General features: G+C 32.0%; 15 protein-coding genes. 9 read left to right on the forward strand and 6 right to left on the reverse strand.

What is annotated here, in order from left to right; all coding sequences use genetic code 11:
- Positions 1-18: 18 nt before the first annotated feature.
- Positions 19-1,074, forward strand: coding sequence for an Omp28-related outer membrane protein (locus HSX10_RS05800; RefSeq protein WP_173587257.1), 1,056 nt, complete (start codon positions 19-21; stop codon positions 1,072-1,074).
- 87 nt (positions 1,075-1,161) lie between these two features.
- Here the strand turns inward: HSX10_RS05800 and HSX10_RS05805 are convergent, their stop codons facing one another.
- The 4 genes from HSX10_RS05805 to HSX10_RS05820 all read right to left on the reverse strand — a co-directional run bounded on the left by HSX10_RS05805 (position 1,162) and on the right by HSX10_RS05820 (position 6,686).
- Positions 1,162-2,868, reverse strand: a complete 1,707-nt coding sequence (locus HSX10_RS05805; RefSeq protein ID WP_173587258.1) for a T9SS type A sorting domain-containing protein — start codon at positions 2,866-2,868, stop codon at positions 1,162-1,164.
- 144 nt (positions 2,869-3,012) lie between these two features.
- Positions 3,013-4,641, reverse strand: coding sequence for an L-glutamate gamma-semialdehyde dehydrogenase (gene pruA / locus HSX10_RS05810; protein WP_173587259.1), 1,629 nt, complete (start codon positions 4,639-4,641; stop codon positions 3,013-3,015).
- 245 nt (positions 4,642-4,886) lie between these two features.
- A complete protein-coding gene (gene apaG / locus HSX10_RS05815) occupies positions 4,887-5,273 on the reverse strand; it encodes a Co2+/Mg2+ efflux facilitator ApaG/CorD (protein ID WP_173587260.1) in 387 nt (128 codons plus the stop codon).
- A 156-nt stretch (positions 5,274-5,429) separates the two neighbouring features.
- Positions 5,430-6,686 carry a type IX secretion system plug protein gene (locus tag HSX10_RS05820; protein ID WP_173587261.1) on the reverse strand — a complete coding sequence of 419 codons (1,257 nt, stop codon included), beginning with the start codon at positions 6,684-6,686 and terminating at the stop codon, positions 5,430-5,432.
- Between the two features lie 161 nt (positions 6,687-6,847).
- On the opposite strand from HSX10_RS05820, the gene HSX10_RS05825 reads away from it, so the two are divergent.
- The 8 genes from HSX10_RS05825 (at position 6,848) to HSX10_RS05860 (ending at position 16,376) form a co-directional block, all read left to right on the forward strand.
- Positions 6,848-8,200, forward strand: coding sequence for a Na(+)-translocating NADH-quinone reductase subunit A (locus tag HSX10_RS05825; RefSeq protein WP_173587262.1), 1,353 nt, complete (start codon positions 6,848-6,850; stop codon positions 8,198-8,200).
- Positions 8,200-9,423 carry an NADH:ubiquinone reductase (Na(+)-transporting) subunit B gene (locus tag HSX10_RS05830; protein WP_173587263.1) on the forward strand — a complete coding sequence of 408 codons (1,224 nt, stop codon included), beginning with the start codon at positions 8,200-8,202 and terminating at the stop codon, positions 9,421-9,423. The genes HSX10_RS05825 and HSX10_RS05830 overlap by 1 nt, the downstream gene beginning before the upstream one ends.
- Before the next feature lie 2 nt (positions 9,424-9,425).
- Positions 9,426-10,175, forward strand: coding sequence for a Na(+)-translocating NADH-quinone reductase subunit C (locus HSX10_RS05835; RefSeq protein WP_173587264.1), 750 nt, complete (start codon positions 9,426-9,428; stop codon positions 10,173-10,175).
- Between the two features lie 3 nt (positions 10,176-10,178).
- A complete protein-coding gene (locus HSX10_RS05840) occupies positions 10,179-10,823 on the forward strand; it encodes an NADH:ubiquinone reductase (Na(+)-transporting) subunit D (protein WP_173587265.1) in 645 nt (214 codons plus the stop codon).
- A gap of 71 nt (positions 10,824-10,894) precedes the next feature.
- Positions 10,895-11,617 carry an NADH:ubiquinone reductase (Na(+)-transporting) subunit E gene (nqrE, locus tag HSX10_RS05845; protein ID WP_173587266.1) on the forward strand — a complete coding sequence of 241 codons (723 nt, stop codon included), beginning with the start codon at positions 10,895-10,897 and terminating at the stop codon, positions 11,615-11,617.
- Positions 11,618-11,621: 4 nt separating this feature from the next.
- A complete protein-coding gene (gene nqrF / locus HSX10_RS05850) occupies positions 11,622-12,929 on the forward strand; it encodes an NADH:ubiquinone reductase (Na(+)-transporting) subunit F (RefSeq protein WP_173587410.1) in 1,308 nt (435 codons plus the stop codon).
- Positions 12,930-13,177: 248 nt separating this feature from the next.
- Positions 13,178-15,013, forward strand: a complete 1,836-nt coding sequence (locus tag HSX10_RS05855; RefSeq protein WP_173587267.1) for an OmpA family protein — start codon at positions 13,178-13,180, stop codon at positions 15,011-15,013.
- 148 nt (positions 15,014-15,161) lie between these two features.
- Positions 15,162-16,376, forward strand: coding sequence for a hypothetical protein (locus HSX10_RS05860; protein WP_173587268.1), 1,215 nt, complete (start codon positions 15,162-15,164; stop codon positions 16,374-16,376).
- Positions 16,377-16,559: 183 nt separating this feature from the next.
- On the opposite strand, the gene HSX10_RS05865 is transcribed toward HSX10_RS05860, so the two are convergent.
- On the reverse strand, positions 16,560-16,952 hold the full coding sequence (locus HSX10_RS05865; RefSeq protein ID WP_173587269.1) for a response regulator: 393 nt from the start codon (positions 16,950-16,952) through the stop codon (positions 16,560-16,562).
- Positions 16,945-18,432 (reverse strand): PAS domain-containing sensor histidine kinase, encoded by a 1,488-nt coding sequence (locus HSX10_RS05870; protein WP_173587270.1) that lies wholly within the window; start codon positions 18,430-18,432, stop codon positions 16,945-16,947. Before HSX10_RS05870 ends, HSX10_RS05865 begins: the two co-directional genes overlap by 8 nt.
- Positions 18,433-18,714 lie beyond the last annotated feature (282 nt).

The raw sequence follows: 18,714 nt of genomic DNA on the forward strand, positions 1-18,714 counted from the left end.
CAATATAAAATACGGATTATGATTTTTGAAAAAGCAGCGAAATTATTTTTAATAATAATGATGTTAGTAAGTGTTTCTTGCAGTAAAACTGAGGATAATGTACCACTAACAACTCCAACGGCTCAAATTGAGGTTGATAATATAGCTCGAAAAGCCTCATTAATTAATCAAGAGATTCCTTTTAAGATTATAAATGAAGAAGGAGAGGATGTTACTGAATTTACCACCTTTTATGTTAATGGTGTTGCTGTAGAGGGAACTTCTTTTTCGTCTGATATCATTGGAGATTTTGAGGTTTATGGGGTTTATATGGAAGAAGGGGTAGAGGTAACTACAAGTGCAGAAGCATTTAGTGTTATAATCCCTAAAAGAAAGATTGTTGTTGAAGATTATACGGGGACATGGTGTGGTTTTTGTCCTAGAGTTGCAAATGCGGTTAGTTTATTGAAGGAAGAAACGGATAATATTGCAATTGTGGCTATTCATGAAACAGCAAATAGTTTTGAAGATCCGATGCATTTTGATCAAGTACAATTATTAAAAGATGCTTTTGATATCGAAGGGTTTCCTGCAGCTAAAATAAATAGATCAGTAAATTGGGCTACACCTCATGTTGTTGAAGACGTTACAAGTATTGCTGGTCTAGATACTAACTTAGCATTGGCTCTAAATTCTGAATTAGTAGATGGTGCATTAACAGTACAGATTAATGTGGTTTATGAAGAAGGTTCTTCACAAGGTGATAAGCTTGTCGTTTATTTACTTGAAGACGGTATAATCTATGATCAAGTAAATTATTATGATCAAGATAGTTCTAGTCCTTTTTATAATGCAGGTAGTCCAATTCCTGGTTTTGAACACAATGAAGTATTGAGAAATTCGTTATCTAGTGTTTTAGGTGATGAAATTCCTCTTACTAGTGCTTTAACCGAATATGTTACATCATATGTAATTACAGTTCCTTCAAATTATGTTACAGAAAACTTGAGTGTTGTTGCTATGGTTGTTGATGCTGATAATAATGCTAAAAATGCTCAATTTGCACATTTAAATGAAGATAAATCTTATGAGTAATAGTCTTTGAAGACTAGATTTGAATAAAAAAACCTAAACATTATAGATATACTGTTTAGGTTTTTTTATAGTTTTAATTTAAGTTTTTTATTTGTTTACTATAAATTTAGTGGTGTACGAGCCGTTGTTCTGGCCTAATACATTTAAAATATAAAAGCCTGAAGTTAAATCAACCTGAATTGCAGTTCTACTTGTTAATTCTCGAGTTGAATTAAAAACTATTTTACCTGTTAAATCACTAATTACAACAGTTGCTGTACTATTTAAATTTGAGCGTAATACCAATTCATTTTGAACAGGATTCTTTTCTAATTGCATTGTTAATAATTCTGAATCCGGAATATTTAAGGATGCAGCTAATATTTCAGCTAAAACAAAAGCAACATTAGCTTCGGTAAGTTGAAGGTGAGGTTCGTTAGCGTCTGGTGCAAAAATATTAGCAAAAGGTGTGTTATCGGTTGTTTCACTATCGTCTAAATCAATAGGGTAGTGCCAATTGATATCGTAATTTGTTGTAGCATCTGTAATATCTAATGCTAGTGCGCTAACCGAGGGTATAAAACTAAATTTATCAATCTGTAAAGCGGTGAAAAAATCTTCACCAATACCTCCAGTACCTCCAAAGGATGCTGTTAAATTAGATAAATCAAATAGTCCTCCTGGAGCTGAATCGATACCATCAAAGTTTGTGGTTCCTGAATTGGCAATACTTTCTACGTTAGGAACAAAGGGAGGTAAAAGCGGTGCGAAAAAACGACTTACTTGTTGTGGTGATCCTGCAGCAGGTGTCATGTTTAATTCTATTTCTACGTCTACAGTACCTAAAACAGGAACTTCTACAGGTAATGTTACATCTGCTATGGCAAATCCGTTTGTTATAGGTGTTACTCCGTCTGCTGCTAAATATGGACTTCCATTGCCACTACCATTGATAATGGCAACGTTACGTACGTCCTCAGGAAAGCCACTAGCTGTTAAATTATTTATATGAGTTTCAAAAATAGTTCTAAAGGGATGTGGTTCTGGTAATGTTGCTGAAGCGTCAAAAGTGACTAAATCATTTCCAGATAAATGTGCTTCAAAATGATCTACTAGTAATTGTTTGCTAGCAGTTGATTTAAGTAAATCTTCAATAACGGGTTCTAATTCTGTAACAGGGTATAATGCGTTATAGGCTAAATAGTTTAGCTGATGTTGTAATCCGATAGGGACATTTGCTCCGTTGTGTGGTGCATCAAAAGAGATGTAAAGTCTTGTGTCAGCATCTATAGAGTTTGCTTCCATGTAATTTAAGGCATAACGAGAAATCAATCCTCCCATGCTTGGTCCTATAATCACATTTTGTTCGGGGTTGTTTGATGCTTTGTCTATATTAATGATCTCAATTAATTCAGTTAAAAGCATAGCATTTCGTTCTATAAAATCAGAACCTCCATCTATAATCTCAGCATCTTCAACTCTTGTGTAAACAGGGAAATTTAAAATAACAATATCAAAACCTTCAGCGCGTAATTGATCTGCTAAATTTTGAGTTCCAGTAGTATTTGTAAAGTCTAATAAACTATAAATGCCATTAATATCTCTTAAGTCACCAGCATCTAAACCATCAACAATAATTATAGGTTTGTCTAAAATATTGTCTGCGCTTAAAAATATTTCGTATTCCCCTTGGCCTGGATAACTTGTGGCCTCACCATAAGCAGATAGGTCTGGTGGAATAGTTGAGGTGAATGCTATTTGTGAAAAAGTAAGTAACGGAAAAAGTAATAAAATAGAAATGTATAGTTTCTTCATAGCTGTAGATTTTAGTTATTATCTTGAAAAGATACAAAGTTTACTTTAAGAATTATTATTTATGGTGATCATTTCTATTTCAAACAAAAAAAAATCCTTAAAAGCAGATTGCTGATAAGGATTTGTATTTTAGATTTTTAGGTGTTATTCTCCTAAAAATGGATATCTATAATCTACAGGAGTTACAAATGTTTCTTTAATTAATCGAGGAGACACCCAACGTAATAAGTTTTGAGGGCTTCCGGCTTTATCATTTGTTCCAGACGCTCTAGCACCACCAAAAGGTTGTTGTCCTACAACAGCTCCTGTTGGTTTGTCGTTTATGTAAAAGTTTCCAGCAGCATTCTGAAGTGCTTTTGTAGCTTCTTCAACAGCATATCTGTCTCTAGAAATAATAGCGCCAGTTAAAGCATAGTCACTTGTTTCGTCAACCAGTTTTAATGTTTCTGAGTACGCATCATCTTCATATACATATATTGTAATTACAGGGCCAAATAACTCTGTAGACATTGTTGTGTATTTTGGATTTGTAGTTAAGATAACTGTAGGTTCAATAAAGTACCCTTTAGATTTATCGTAATTACCACCAGCAATAATTTCAGCATCGCTATCAGCTTTAGCTTCATCGATATATTTCGCTAATTTATCAAAAGAACCTTCGTGGATTACAGCGGTGATAAAGTTGCTCATATCTTCAGGAGATCCCATTTTGAAAGATTCCATATCTTCAATTAGATATTTTTTTACATCTGCCCAAATTCCTTTAGGAACATAAGCTCTAGATGCAGCACTACATTTTTGACCTTGAAATTCAAAAGCACCACGAGCAATAGCTGTTGCAACTTGTTTAGCATCGGCTGTTTTATGTGCAACTATAAAATCTTTACCTCCAGTTTCACCAACAATTCTTGGGTATGTTTTGTAGTTGTGTATGTTATTTCCTATTTGTTTCCATAATTCTTTAAATACATGTGTAGAACCTGTAAAGTGTAAACCAGAAAAATCAGGACTTGCTAATACTGTATTTGTAATCATTACCGGATCACCAAAAACAACATTAATAACACCATCTGGTACACCTGCTTCTTTAAAGATGTCCATAATAACTTTTGCAGAATAAACTTGGCTATCACTTGGTTTCCAAACCACAACATTTCCCATTAAAGCCATACAAGCTGGTAAGTTACCGGCAATAGCAGTAAAGTTAAACGGTGTTACAGCGTATGTAAATCCTTCTAGTGGTCTGTATTCTACTCTGTTCCATGCAGCACTTGTACTTTCTGGTTGCTCCATGTAAATGTCTGACATAAACTGAACATTAAAGCGTAAGAAGTCAATAAGCTCACAAGCAGCATCAATTTCAGCTTGATAAATATTTTTAGACTGAGCTATCATCGTAGCGGCATTAATCTTTGCTCTGTATGGACCAGCAATTAATTCTGCAGCTTTTAAGAAAATACCTGCACGTTGTTCCCATGGCATTTGAGACCAAGATTTTCTTGCTTCTAATGCTGTAGCAATAGCATCTTCAACATGGCTTTGTTCAGCTAAGTGATATTCACCAACAATATGTTTATGATCGTGTGGAGGTGACATAGTTCTGGTATTTCCAGTTTTTACGTCCTTACCATTTATATATAGAGGAACTTCAACTTTAGAATTGAACATTGATTTATAAGCCTCTGATGCTGCTTTGCGTTCTGCAGAACCAGGTGCGTAAGACATAACAGGTTCGTTAACTGCTACGGGTACATTAAAGAATCCTTTTCCCATCGTTAAATTGTTTTATGTTTCCACTAAAAGTAGAAATCTATTTGTTTTTAGTTTGAAAGTGTAAGTAACAAATGTACAATTTTTATGAGAAAATATTTTTTTGAAACGTTATAGCTATGTGAAAGTTGTAAATGTGAATTTTACATATTTATTTCATCAAATTAAAGCTTAAGTTTAATGCTTATCGTTTTGTGTAATAAGTTGAGTTAAGAATATTTTAAGCTATTAAATTAAAGGGATGAGATTTAATTTATAGCAAAAGGTGCACTTAGTTTAAATGAAGGGATATAAACTTTAAAGTTATCAGATGTTGTGTTATTTGTCATGTTATAATAACCTTGCATAGCTCCAAAAGGAGAGGTTAATAGACAACCTGAATTATAAGTGTGAGATTCACCTGGTTTTAAAATAGGTTTTTTACCAATAACGCCTTCGCCTTCTATAACTTCTTCATTATTTAAGGCATCAAGTATTTTCCAATGTCTAGAATGCAATTGAACAGAATCTTTACTCTGGTTTTCGATGGTTACTTTGTAACCAAAAGCGAAATGTACTTTGTAATTTTTGTAAAATGTGCCTTCAAAATTGGTTTCTACAGAAATTTTGATACCGCTTGTAACTTGTTGTACCATAGTTTATAGTGTTTGATCTATGCTAAAATAACATAATTTTTGAATGATTCCTTGTAATTAAAGTGAGGTCTCTTATTTTTTAAAGAAAGAGCAGTTATGAGGGTTTAATATGCTAAAACACTAATTAAAAGTGTAAATATTTTTCATTTTCATAATTTAGTTCGTGATGTCTACTGAGCTTGCTTCTCCAAATCCAATAAGGCGGTCGTAACGAGAACCTAAATCTTTATAGTAAACTAAAACTTTATAATTATTTTCTGTTTGCCAAAAGTTTCCGCTGATAATACCTTCATCTAATTCTCCTGTTTTTTTATCTACCGTAACAAATTTGTAGTTGTAGAACCCTTGCTTCATAAGCATTATGTTTTCGTAACGTTTACTTTCAATGTTATAAAGCATTTGGGTTAAGGGTTCTAAAGTGTATCCATTAAAATTGCCATAGATAAATATGTTTTTATCTATTAATTCATCATGTAATAATGAAAAGTGCACCATCACATAATCTGCCTCAATATCTACGTTAGTTTTATCTAAAACAGTAACGAGAAAATTACCATTAATATCAGGGTTATAAGTGTATGGTCTGTCTTTTCTAGCGATGTTAGTGTATAGGTAATTGTGATAAAGATCTTTTAATTCTATACGTTGAACACCAATATTTGCAGCTCTAACATCTTTGTTTTCAAAAAAGTTGTATTCATTTCCGGACCAAAATGAAGAAGCTGTGTCGTAACGGTAAATGAGTTCATTACCTAGAGTGTATTGTGGTTTTAAATCTGTAATCGCTGTGTTTAGATTGTTGTTTTGAATGACTAGTGTTTTAATCGTTTCAAGAGGGTTGTTTAAATTCATGCCACTCGTTGTAATTTTGATATCTACAGATTGTTTCTCTGCTATAGTTTTTACATCTCTAGAGCGTTTTACTTGAACTCCAACATTTGTTAGGCTTTCATAAATCATAAATTTTCTGCTGAACATAAGTTCATCATAATCATCATAAATTGAAATCATGTAGTTGCCACTTTTTAATAAGCCACGTGTTTGTGTGTTTGGGATTTCTAAATTATAATGTGAATAAATTTGATAGGTGTTAAACGAATTTTCGTAATCTAAAATACGTTGATTATCCATACCACTTAAGTATTCAGATTTAACTAAACTTGAAGGTGTCCAGTCAAAATTGAAATGTTCAATAACGTAATAGAAATCTTCTTCATCTCCTGTTAAAGCATCAAATTCTAAGGTTAATGATTCACCAAGACTAAATATAGGCAGTTGCCCTTGTGTGGTATTATTGCTTTTAAAAGTAATGGTTTTTATAAAGTCTGGAGGATTTAGCTCAGTAGCGACTTGTGATATTACAATTGTTGGAAATACAAAAAGTATAAGAAGGCTTAAATAGTTTTTTTTCATTTTAATTGAATCTAAGTGCATAAAGATAATCAAAATCTGTGCCTTATGGTAATTGGATTATTTATAATGGTTATAAATAAATAAATAACATGATTTTAGAGGGATTTTAAGCATTAATTTGTAAATTCGCACGGATTTTTAGACAACTAATCTTTAAGTATATGTCAAAAGACATCAGAATTAAAAAGGGTTTAGATATAAGGTTAATCGGTCAAGCCGAGGAAGCTACAGAGAGTGCTATTATTAGTAATTCTTACACTATTAGACCCGAAGATTTCCATAGTATTATTCCTAAACTTGTTGCCAAAGAGGGGACGCATGTTAAAGCAGGTGAAACTTTGTTTTTTAATAAAGACAATGAGGCAATGAAATTTGTTTCTCCAGTTTCTGGTGAGATTACGGAAATACAACGTGGACCAAGACGTCGAATAGACGCTATTAAAATAACTGCAGACAAAGCGCAGGCTTTTCTAGATCATGGGAAGTTTGACTTAAATTCGGATGCTGAAAAAACTAAAGCACATTTGTTAGCTTCAGGATGTTGGGCTTTTATAAAGCAACGTCCTTACGATGTTATCGCTAAGGCAGATAGCACACCAAAAGCTATTTTTGTGTCAGGTTATGCAAGTGCACCTTTAGCTGCAAATTTAGATTATACTCTAGCTGGGAAAGAAGCTGAGTTACAAGCCGCTGTTACAGCGTTGTCTAAGTTTACAGAAGGTGGAGTTCATATTTCAGTTGGAGCTAAGTCAAGTTCACCTTTAGCTAATCTACAAAATGCAATAACACACAAGGTTTCAGGACCGCATCCTTCAGGGAATGTAGGGACTTTAATTAACAAGGTTAATCCTGTTAATAAAGGTGAAACGGTATGGACTGTTAATGCACAAGATTTAGTGATTATCGGTGAGTTACTTCTTACTGGGAAGTTTAATGCTGAGCGTATTATTGCTTTAGCGGGTTCTTCTGTTAAAAAACCACGTTATTTTAAAACTAAATTAGGTGCAGAAATTGCAACTATGGTTTATGATAATGGTGTTGAAAAAGACAGCAATGCTCGTTTTATTTCAGGAAACGTATTGTCAGGAAAACAAGTGCAACCAGATGGTAACTTAGATTATTACAGCAATGTGATTTCTGTGATTCCAGAAGGTGATGATTACGAGTTTTTTGGATGGAACAAACCTGTTTTCAATAAGGTGTCTACATCTAGAGCTTTAACCTTTTCTTGGTTAACTCCAAAAAAGAAATTCGAATTAAATACAAATACAAACGGAGAACATCGTGCATTTGTTACTACAGGAACTTACGAAGAAGTATTTCCTTTAGATATCTATCCAATGCAGATTCTAAAAGCTTGTATGTATAAAGATTTAGATGAAATGGAAGCTTTAGGGATGTACGAAGTTGCACCTGAGGATTTTGCTTTAACGGAATTTGTATGTGTATCTAAGCAACCGCATCAAAAAATAATTAGAGAAGGGTTAGACTTAATGCTTAAAGAAATAGGATAATGGGTTTAAAAAATAATTTACATAATTTTAAGGAAAAGAATAAAGACAAGAAGTGGATTCCTGGATTTAACGCCCTTTTTACGTTTTTATATATGCCTAATGAAACCACTCATAATGGTACTCATATAAAGGCAGCTGATGATTTAAAACGTACAATGAATACTGTAATCATGGCTTTAGTTCCATGTTTAATATTCGGTATGTTTAATGCTGGTTATCAGCATTATTTAGCACAAGGTTTAATTGAATCTGCAAATGGGTTTTTAGGAGCTTCATTTTGGACTTTAGACAATCTTGTAGTTGGACTTTGGAAAGTATTACCACTAGTCATTGTTTCTTACGGTGTTGGTTTAGCAGTAGAATTTGTTTTTGCCATCATTAAAGGACATGAAGTAGAAGAAGGTTATTTAGTAACTGGTATGTTAGTGCCGCTTATTGTACCAGTAGATATTCCATTATGGATGTTATCTGTTGCTGTAATCTTTGGTGTTGTTATCGGTAAAGAAGTATTTGGTGGAACAGGAATGAATATTCTTAATCCAGCATTAACCATTAGAGCCTTTTTATTCTTTGCTTATCCTACATGGATGTCAGGAGATAAAGTATGGATTCATGGAGCTGTAGAACGTGATCAAATGATTGCTGCAGGTCAGAATGTAGATGCTATTTCTGGTGAAACTATATTAGGTACTTTAGCACAAGGTAAAGAAGTTGCCTATTCGGTTTGGGATATGTTCTGCGGAATTATTCCTGGTTCGGTAGGAGAAACATCGACACTTTTAATTTTAGTAGGAGCTGTATTTTTAATCTTCGCTAAAATAGGAAGCTGGAGAATTATGTTATCTTCTGTTGTAGGAGCTTTAGTAATGGGATTAATTTTTAATGGTCTTGTTAGTGCTGAAGTAATTACTGAAGGAAGCAAGTTTTATGGATTAATGAGTACAGAATTCTGGCATCACTTACTTATCGGAGGTTTTGCTTTTGGTACTGTATTTATGGCTACAGATCCTGTAACAGCATCACAAACAAATAAAGGGAAATGGATTTATGGTTTCTTAATAGGATTTCTTTCTATTATGATCCGTGTATTTAACCCTGCATATCCAGAAGGTGTAATGTTAGCTATTCTATTAATGAATGTGTTTGCACCAACAATTGACCATTATGTGGTTCAAGGGAATGTTAAGAAAAGAATGAAACGTCTAAAAGCAAAAACTGCATAACGATGGAAAATAGAACAGATAAAAATTCATACACTATAATTTTTGCCATAGCTATGGTATTAATCGTAGGTTCATTACTAGCGTTTACTGCATCTTCATTAAAACCGACTATTACAGAGAACCAACGTATAGAAAAGCAGCAGAATATTCTGTATGCAATGGGTGTTAATGAGAATGATGAAAGTAGTGCGAATTTTGTTTCTACAAATGATGCACCAGAGTTATTTGAAACATATATTCAAAAGCAATTGGTTATTCAAGACGGAAAAGTAAGCGAAGATGATCAAGCTTATTTAATAGATGTTAAAAAAGAACAAGCAAATGCAAATGCAGGTAAAGCAAGAAGATTGCCTTTATTTGTTGGTGAAAAAGATGGTAAAACATTTTACATAGCACCAATTAGAGGTAAAGGTCTTTGGGATGCTATTTGGGCTTATGTTTCAATGGATGAAAACATGGTTGTTCAAGGTGCATTTTTTGATCATGCTGGTGAAACACCTGGATTAGGTGCTAACATTAAGCAACGTTTTTTTATGGATGATTTTATTGGTGAACACCTTTTAAGTGATTCAGGTACTTTTAAAGGTATAGATGTTGCTAAAGGAAATGCAGATCCAAAAAATTTAGATAAAACAGATAATGAGGTTGATGCAATTGCAGGAGCTACAATTACAGGAAATGGTGTTTCAGCTATGATAAAAAGTGATTTAAAGCTTTACGAACCTTACTTTAAAAATTTAAAAAACAATTAATTTATGGGACTTTTATCAAAAAAAGATGCCAAGTTAATCACAGATCCATTAGCGGATAATAACCCTATTACTATTCAGGTATTAGGTATTTGTTCTGCTTTAGCAATTACAGCAGAGTTAAAAGCTTCGATTGTAATGGCTGTGTCTGTAATGGCTGTTTTAGCTATAGGAAATGTAGTGATCTCTTTAATGAGAAACATTATTCCTTCAAAAATTAGAATTATTGTTCAATTGGTTGTCGTTGCTGCTTTAGTAATTATAGTTGATCAAGTTTTAAAAGCTTTTGCTTACGAGTTAAGTAAAACACTTTCTGTTTTTGTTGGATTGATTATTACAAACTGTATTATTATGGGACGTTTTGAAGCTTTTGCTTTAGCAAACAAACCATGGCAATCCTTTTTAGATGGTATTGGTAATGCAGCTGGTTATGGTTTAATACTTATTATCGTTGGTTTCTTTAGAGAGCTTTTAGGTTCTGGTACTTTATTAGGATTTAAAGTTTTAGGAGATCCTATTGAAAAAACAGGATTGTATGCTATCGGTTATGAAAATAACGGTTTTATGTTATTATCTCCAATGGCATTGATTGTTGTAGGTATTATCATTTGGATACAACGTAGTAGAAACAAAGCTTTAATTGAAGACTAAATTAGTTTAAGGTTATTTGTTGTTGATGGTTTAAATTGACAATTAAATGCTAACAACTAAAAACAAAATATATGGAACATATAGAATTATTTTTCAAATCGATTTTTATAGATAACATGGTATTTGCTACATTCTTAGGGATGTGTTCTTACTTAGCTGTATCTAAAAAAGTAAGTACAGCTGTTGGTCTTGGAGCGGCAGTAATTTTTGTACTTGCAATCACTGTACCTTTAAACTGGCTATTAGATCAGTATTTATTACAACCAGGAGCTTTATCTTGGTTAGGTGAAGAATACGCTAGTTATGATTTAAGTTTCTTATCTTTTATTATGTTTATTGCTACTATTGCTACAATGGTACAATTGGTAGAAATAGTTGTAGAGAAATTTTCACCATCTTTATATAATTCATTAGGTATATTTTTACCACTTATTGCTGTAAACTGTGCCATTTTAGGTGGTTCATTATTTATGCAATCAAGAGAGATTCCTACTTTAGGATTAGCAACAACTTATGGTGTTGGTTCTGGTATTGGATGGTTCTTAGCTATTTTAGCAATTGCTGCAATTCGTGAAAAAATTAGATATTCTAACGTGCCACCAGCTTTACGTGGTTTAGGAATTACATTTATTATTACAGGTTTAATGGCTATCGGCTTTATGAGTTTTGGTGGTATGTTAACTGGTGGTGATGATGAAGCTAAAGAAGAAGTGACTACTACTACAGTAGAAGCTGAAAAGAAAATAGAAGAAACAAAAGCATTAGCTGATAACACAATTAAAGTAATTGAGTAGTATGATATTATTAGCAGCAAGTACAACAGGGACAATTTTAGTAACCGTAGTAGCATTTTTAATCATTTTAATGTTATTAGTTGGGTTATTATTATTTGTAAAACAAAAATTATCACCATCAGGACCTGTAAAGATTTTGATTAATGGTGAACGTGAAATAGAAGTAAGTTCTGGAGGTTCTTTATTAAGTACTTTAGGAAACCAAAAAATATTTTTACCATCAGCTTGTGGTGGTGGTGGAACATGTATTCAATGTGAATGTCATGTATTATCTGGTGGTGGAGAAGCTTTACCAACAGAAACACCTCACTTCTCAAGAAAAGAATTGGCACATGGTGCACGTTTGTCTTGCCAAGTAAAGGTAAAACAGGATATGGAAATTACCATTCCTGAAGAAGTATTTGGTATTAAAAAATGGGAAGCTGTTGTGGTACGTAACTACAACGTTGCATCTTTCATTAAAGAGTTTGTTGTTGAAATTCCAGAAGATATGGGTTACAAAGCAGGTGGATATATTCAAATTGAAATTCCTCCATGTGAAGTAAAGTATACCGATATGGATATTACAGCTCATCCTGAAGAACATGAAACTCCAGATAAATTTCAAGAAGAATGGGATAAGTTTAAACTTTGGCCATTAGTAATGAAAAATACTGAAACAGTTGAAAGAGCTTATTCTATGGCTTCTTACCCAGCTGAAGGACGCGAAATTATGCTAAACGTACGTGTGGCTTGTCCTCCGTTCGATAGAGCAAAAGGCGGATGGATGGATGTAAATCCTGGTGTTGCCTCTTCTTATATCTTTAACCAAAAACCAGGTGATAAAGTTGTTATTTCAGGACCTTATGGTGAATTCTTCATCAATGAGTCTGATAGCGAAATGCTTTACGTTGGTGGTGGTGCTGGTATGGCTCCAATGCGTTCTCATTTATATCACCTTTTCAAAACCTTAAAAACAGGTAGAAAAGTGACTTATTGGTATGGTGGACGTTCTAAACGTGAATTATTTTACTTAGAGCACTTCCGTGAGTTAGAAAGAGATTTCCCTAACTTTAAGTTTTACTTAGCTTTATCTGAACCAATGGAAGAAGATAATTGGAAAGTAAAAGAAAATATTGATGCTCCTGGAGATGGTTTTGTAGGGTTTATTCACAATTGTGTAATAGATAACTATTTAAGCCTGCATGATGCACCAGAAGATATTGAGTTATATTTCTGTGGACCACCATTGATGAACAAAGCAGTTCAGAAAATGGGTGAAGATTTCGGAATACCGGATGAACACATTAGATTTGATGACTTTGGAGGATAATTCTAAAGTTTATATATAATATTAAAAAAGCCGATTCATTTTGAATCGGCTTTTTTTGTTTTAAACTTTTTCTTAAAAGATATTCTTTGTTCTCTTTTTGCTAGAAGTTAGCAGTGCATCATTATTTGTTGCTTTGTTTTAAGTGCTTTTATACTATGTTATTTTAAAAATTTTATTCCTTAAAAGGGTAACAATTTTATAGTCTTCTTTATATAAGTCTGAATAACTTAATTTAAAACACATTCGCAATGAAGAATTTATCAAAACTATTAATCATGCTATTTGTATTTGCAAATGTATTTTCTACAATTGCCCAAGAAAATATATTAGATGACATACAAAGTAATGTAGTAGAAGCTACATTAGAAAAGAATTATTTTCAATTAAGTCCTAGAATAGGATATGATTTTCCAACCTATAAAAATAATACCCCTTATATAGATTATAATGGTGGTTTAGATTTAGGTATTTCTTTAGATTACTATTGGAGTTGGTTAGGAGTTGGTGCTGATTTCGATTACATAACAAATCAACCAGAAAGCAATTACCCAACGTCTAATCTTTTTGAGCCAGATCTTTTTACTGCTATTAATTCATTTAATTTAAGTGAAGAAAAAGTAACTCGTATGTTTTATGGTATTGGTCCAAATTTTCAATACAGGTTACCATCTGGTAAATTTAAAGCAGAACTTAATACTCGTGTTGGTTTAGCTTCTATTACAGGTGGGAGAACGCTTCTAATGGGTACTTCAACAGCTTCTAATACCTTTCCTTTAAATTTTCATGCGGGTTATAAAGATTCAGGTGTTTTAACTTTTAAAGGTCAGATACGATTTACTTACGCTATTACTAAAAATATTGGAGTTAACCTTGGTGCTTATTATATGCACCACTTAGGTGTAGAAGAATTAAGTGAATCTGGTGTTTCTGCCTTATATCAACCGCTTACTTCTGTAGCAGGTGCTAATGGTGATCCTTTTAATACTTTTGATGGAGAGGTGTTATCAAGATCAAAACCTTGTGATTGTGATATTTCTTCAATTGGAGCATTTGCAGGTTTAACTTATAAATTCACAAAAAAGAAAGAGGATAAAAAAGAAGAAGATGAAGAAGAAAATGTTTGTCCAGTTTGTCAAGAAGATCATTTTCCTCATTGTTGTGCAACTTGTGGTTGTGGAATTACAATTACTGCTAAAGATAAATTTTCAGGAGAAATTCTTCCAAATACTGATATTGTATTAAAAGATTTAGAAGGTAATATTATAGAAAGTGGTACAACCAATTCTTTTGGAGTTATTGTTTTTAGTGATGTGTTAGAAGCTGATTATGTTATTAGCGGAAATCTATATGATGTTGCTTTAGATAATGAAAAGATAAGTCAAGATGAATTTATTCAATGTAAAAAGGAAGGAAATAGCATCCAGAAAGTAATTTACTATGGCGATGAAAATTTTATACTTAAAGGTAATGTTGTAGAATGTAATGCAGATTCAGGTTTACAAGCTGTAGATATTGGTCTTTCAGATAAATTAGCAGCTTTAGAAAAGCATACATTATCTAATGATGTTGGTGATTTTATGTTTCATGTTAAACAGGCTTCTACTTATGCTTTAAATGGTAAAAAAGATGGTTATTATTCTAATGAGGTAGAAGTTTCAACAAGCTCTTACGATAGAAATAAAAGTTTATTTATCGATTTTGAATTGTGCATCGATCCTTGTGGTAAAGCCATAAAACTAGATAATATTAATTTCGATTTAGATAAGTCAGAAATATTACCAGTCTCAATTCCAGATTTAGAACTTATTGTAAAACTGATGCAAGACAATCCTAACATTCAAGTAGAAATGTCATCGCATACCGATAGTCAAGGTTCTGATGAGTACAATAGAAAACTATCACAACGTCGTGCAGATGCTACTGTAGAATATATTGCTAGTCAAGGCATCTCTAAGGATCGCTTAATAGCAAGAGGTGCTGGTGAAACCGAATTAAAGAATGTCAAATGTGCTAATAATGTACCCTGTACAGATGATGAGCACCGTGTAAACCGTAGAACAGAATTCAAAGTAATTTGTTTCTAATCATATTGATTTAATCTGCTATTAATCATTAACCAAATCAAGGCAGTTGTTAATTGCTGCCTTGATTTAAAACTTAAACAAAATGAGAAATTTATATATAAACCCCAAATGCCAAATGTTATCAACCTATCTAAATTATACATTCAAAATGATTTGTATTTTCATGCTATTATGTTTGTCTTCTTGTAGTGATGATGAAGTTTGTGCTTATGATGAAGATAATCGAGATGTAGATTGTGCCGATTTAGAGCTTAACATAGGTGATGTTTGTGATGCTAATGGTGATGGAATTGATAACGGAATCGTTAATGAGTTTTGTGAATGTATTGCCGAGAGTCTTGATTTTGATTGCGAAGAGTTGCAACTTAACTTTGGTGATATGTGTGATTCTGATGGTGATGGTATTTCAGATGGAACTATTACAGATGATTGTGAGTGTCTTCCAGATAATACTGTTGGTTTCGATTGTGAAGAGTTACAGGTTAACTTTGGTGATCCATGTGATTTTAATGGTGATGGTAATTTAGATGGAATTATTACTGATGATTGTAATTGTGTTTCTGAAAATACTGTTGATTTTGATTGTGAAGCGTTGCAACTCAACTTTGAAGTTGCATGTGATTCGGATAACGACGGTGTTAATGACGGAACTGTTAGCGAAAATTGTGAATGTACTCCTGGATTTCCAGAAATAACAGCTTGTCCTGGTTTTATTCAAAATGGTGATTTTGAAATTACAACAGGAGATCCAAATGCTGTAATAGATGAAGATGTTGATCTAGCAACCAATTGGAAAGCCTTATGGCAATCATCAACTAGTCTTGCCGATTTATTTGATAATACTACTACCAATTTCGGTCAATCTTGCTTCACAGCTCCAACTCCATCTACAGGTGTTTTTGCATCTATTTGGGTAGAAAACTCTACAAATTCTAATGCGCTTTACAGAGAGGGTATGTTTAATGAACTTATAGTGACTATAAATCAAGGTTCAGGTCTCTATTCTTTATCTTTTGACTATGCTAATATGAGTGAATCGTGTTCCGCTTCAAATGATGTAAAGGTTGGTGTTTATGGTGTGTATCATCCAAACACAAATCCATTACCAGCCAGTCCAACAGGAATTGCAACACCTACAAATCTAGATTTATTTGGAAGTACAAATACCGTTTTTTTAGGTGAAGTCGTTATTACTTCAACGACAACAAATGCTTGGCAAACGGCTTCTTTTACAATAGATACAAGTGCATTATCATTTCCAACAAATGGTATTAATCATATTATGATTACTAATTCGCATCTTCCATTTGATGATTATGGAAAAATGTATGTAGGATTTGATAATTTTTGCTTAGTGAATTAAAATAGGTGATTTTAGAGCTTACCTAAAAATTATAGAGTAAGTAGAAGAAAAAAAAAGAGACTGTCTAAAAAGGCAGTCTCTTTTTTATATCATAAAAGTCACCGAATAGTTATATTAAGCTATAAAGATCTTTTAAATAACAAATCACCGTTTATGTATTTAATATTTTTTTTAAAAAGAAATTTATACGTCTTGTAATATGCTCTCTAGCTTTTTAAATGAAATGGGTTTAATAATATAGTTTTTTATATTATCATAGCGTTTAGCACGATTTAAGTCTACTGGATCAATAGAAGAACTAACGATGTAAATGGTGATGCTTTTATGTGATTCAATTTTAATAAATTCATCTAAAAATTGCCACCCATCCATTATTGGCATGTTTATATCCAATAATATGACATTTGGTATTGCTTCATCAGAATTCATTATGGGTTTTAGATTATTAATCGCTTCTTGTCCATTTTTAAAAACCATAAAAGAATTACAGAAATTAGATAATTGCATCATTCTTTTTGCTCCAAAAATAAAAATTGGATCATCATCTATAATACAGGCTACGTCAATTTTATTCATATGTCTTTAAATATATATAAAAAGTTGTGCTTTCATTTACGATACTCTCTACTTCAATTTTACCACCAATGGCTTCAACTTGGTTTTTTGTTATAAAGAGTCCTAAACCACGTGAATCTTTATGTTTATGGAATGTTTTGTACATTCCAAATAACTTGTCTCTATGTTTTTTTAAGTCTATGCCTAGACCGTAATCTTTAATTTTTAAAATAACAAAGTCATTCTCAATTTCAGTGTTTATCTCAATCTTAGCGGGTTCATTTATTTTTTTATACTTTATAGCATTCGTTAAAAAATTTAATAAAATACTATCTAAATAAGCCGGGATTCCTTTAACAAAAATTTCAGGTTCTATATTTATAGAAATCTTAGTTTCAGAATTGATTATAAGTGCAGAAATACTAGAGAATGCTTTATTGAAATTCTCTAATAAGTTTAAAGATTCTGTCTTTAAATCTTTTTGAGTATTTATGGCAGCGACTTCGTTTAAATTTTTTACAGTTTCACCTAAGTTATTTACCGCTTGCTCAATTAATGGAAATATTTCATTTTTAGTAGTTTCAGGTGAATCCATTTTTATAATATCTAATAACATATCTAAATTACCGTAATGAGATCTTAGATTATGAGATACAATATGTGCAAAATTTAATAAACGTTTGTTTTGATTTTCTGTAGTGTCTAATAATTGAGAAACTTTTTGACTACTTTTCTTTATTAATGTAAGATCATTGATTTGAGCTATAAAATGCTCTGGTTGCCCATTACTATCTCTAACAATTGTTGTAAACAATTGCGCCCAAATAATTTCACCTTTTTTATTTATATAGCGTTTTTCAGCTTCATAATGATCAAGTTTTCCACTAATCATTCTCATCATAGCTGCATAATCACGGCGTAAGTCATCAGGATGTGTTAGATCCATAAATGTTAAGGTTTTAATTTCATCCTTATTATAACCAAGAGTTTTACAGAGGCTTTTGTTAACATCGATCAAAGTACCTTCTAGATCTACTATTGCCATTCCAACTAAAGCCGTTTCAAATGTTCTACTAAGCTGTTGTTCTTTTATAGCTAATGCTTTAGAGTTTTTTGTTTTTTTATCAATATCTTGAATTAAGCCTTGTATTTTAATACATTTATTATTTTCAATTATAGGCGTACCTATTGTTCTTACCCATTTTTCTTTTCCTGTTTGGGTAATTATTTGAATTTCAATGTCAAAATCTTTGTGGTTTTCAATACAATTTGTAAATAATGTTTCTATTTTATTTAGGCTGTAACCTTTTTTATAGAAAGAAAGTCCAAGTTCAACATTAGGTTTATAATCTAATGAGACTTCATGTATTTTTTTTGTTTGAGTACTCCAATTTAGTTGCGATAAAGTTGTATCAAATTCCCATGTGCCTATGGCAGCATGTTCTTGAATAAAATCTAATAAATTGATGCTACTTTTTTTTTGTATATTAGGGATAGACAAAATAAATGTATTAATAGGGGTTAGTGAGCAAATATAGCTTATAATTTATGTAAATATTTCTATTAAAAATTATTTAGCGATAAGCATAATTTTATTGTAAGTTTTTTCTTTAGATTGTATTATTAAAATTAATTTAGAGCAAATTACTTTGTTTCGTATGGTAGATTTCGTTCTTACTTATTCTCCATTATTTTTTTGATTAAAAAAATGAATTTTATTTTAATTATTTATTTGTAAAAGCAAGGTTTGGTTATTTTAAATTACAACTTTGTATCTTTGTTT

This window comes from Winogradskyella undariae, from assembly GCF_013285155.1.
Lineage (GTDB): Bacteria > Bacteroidota > Bacteroidia > Flavobacteriales > Flavobacteriaceae > Winogradskyella > Winogradskyella undariae.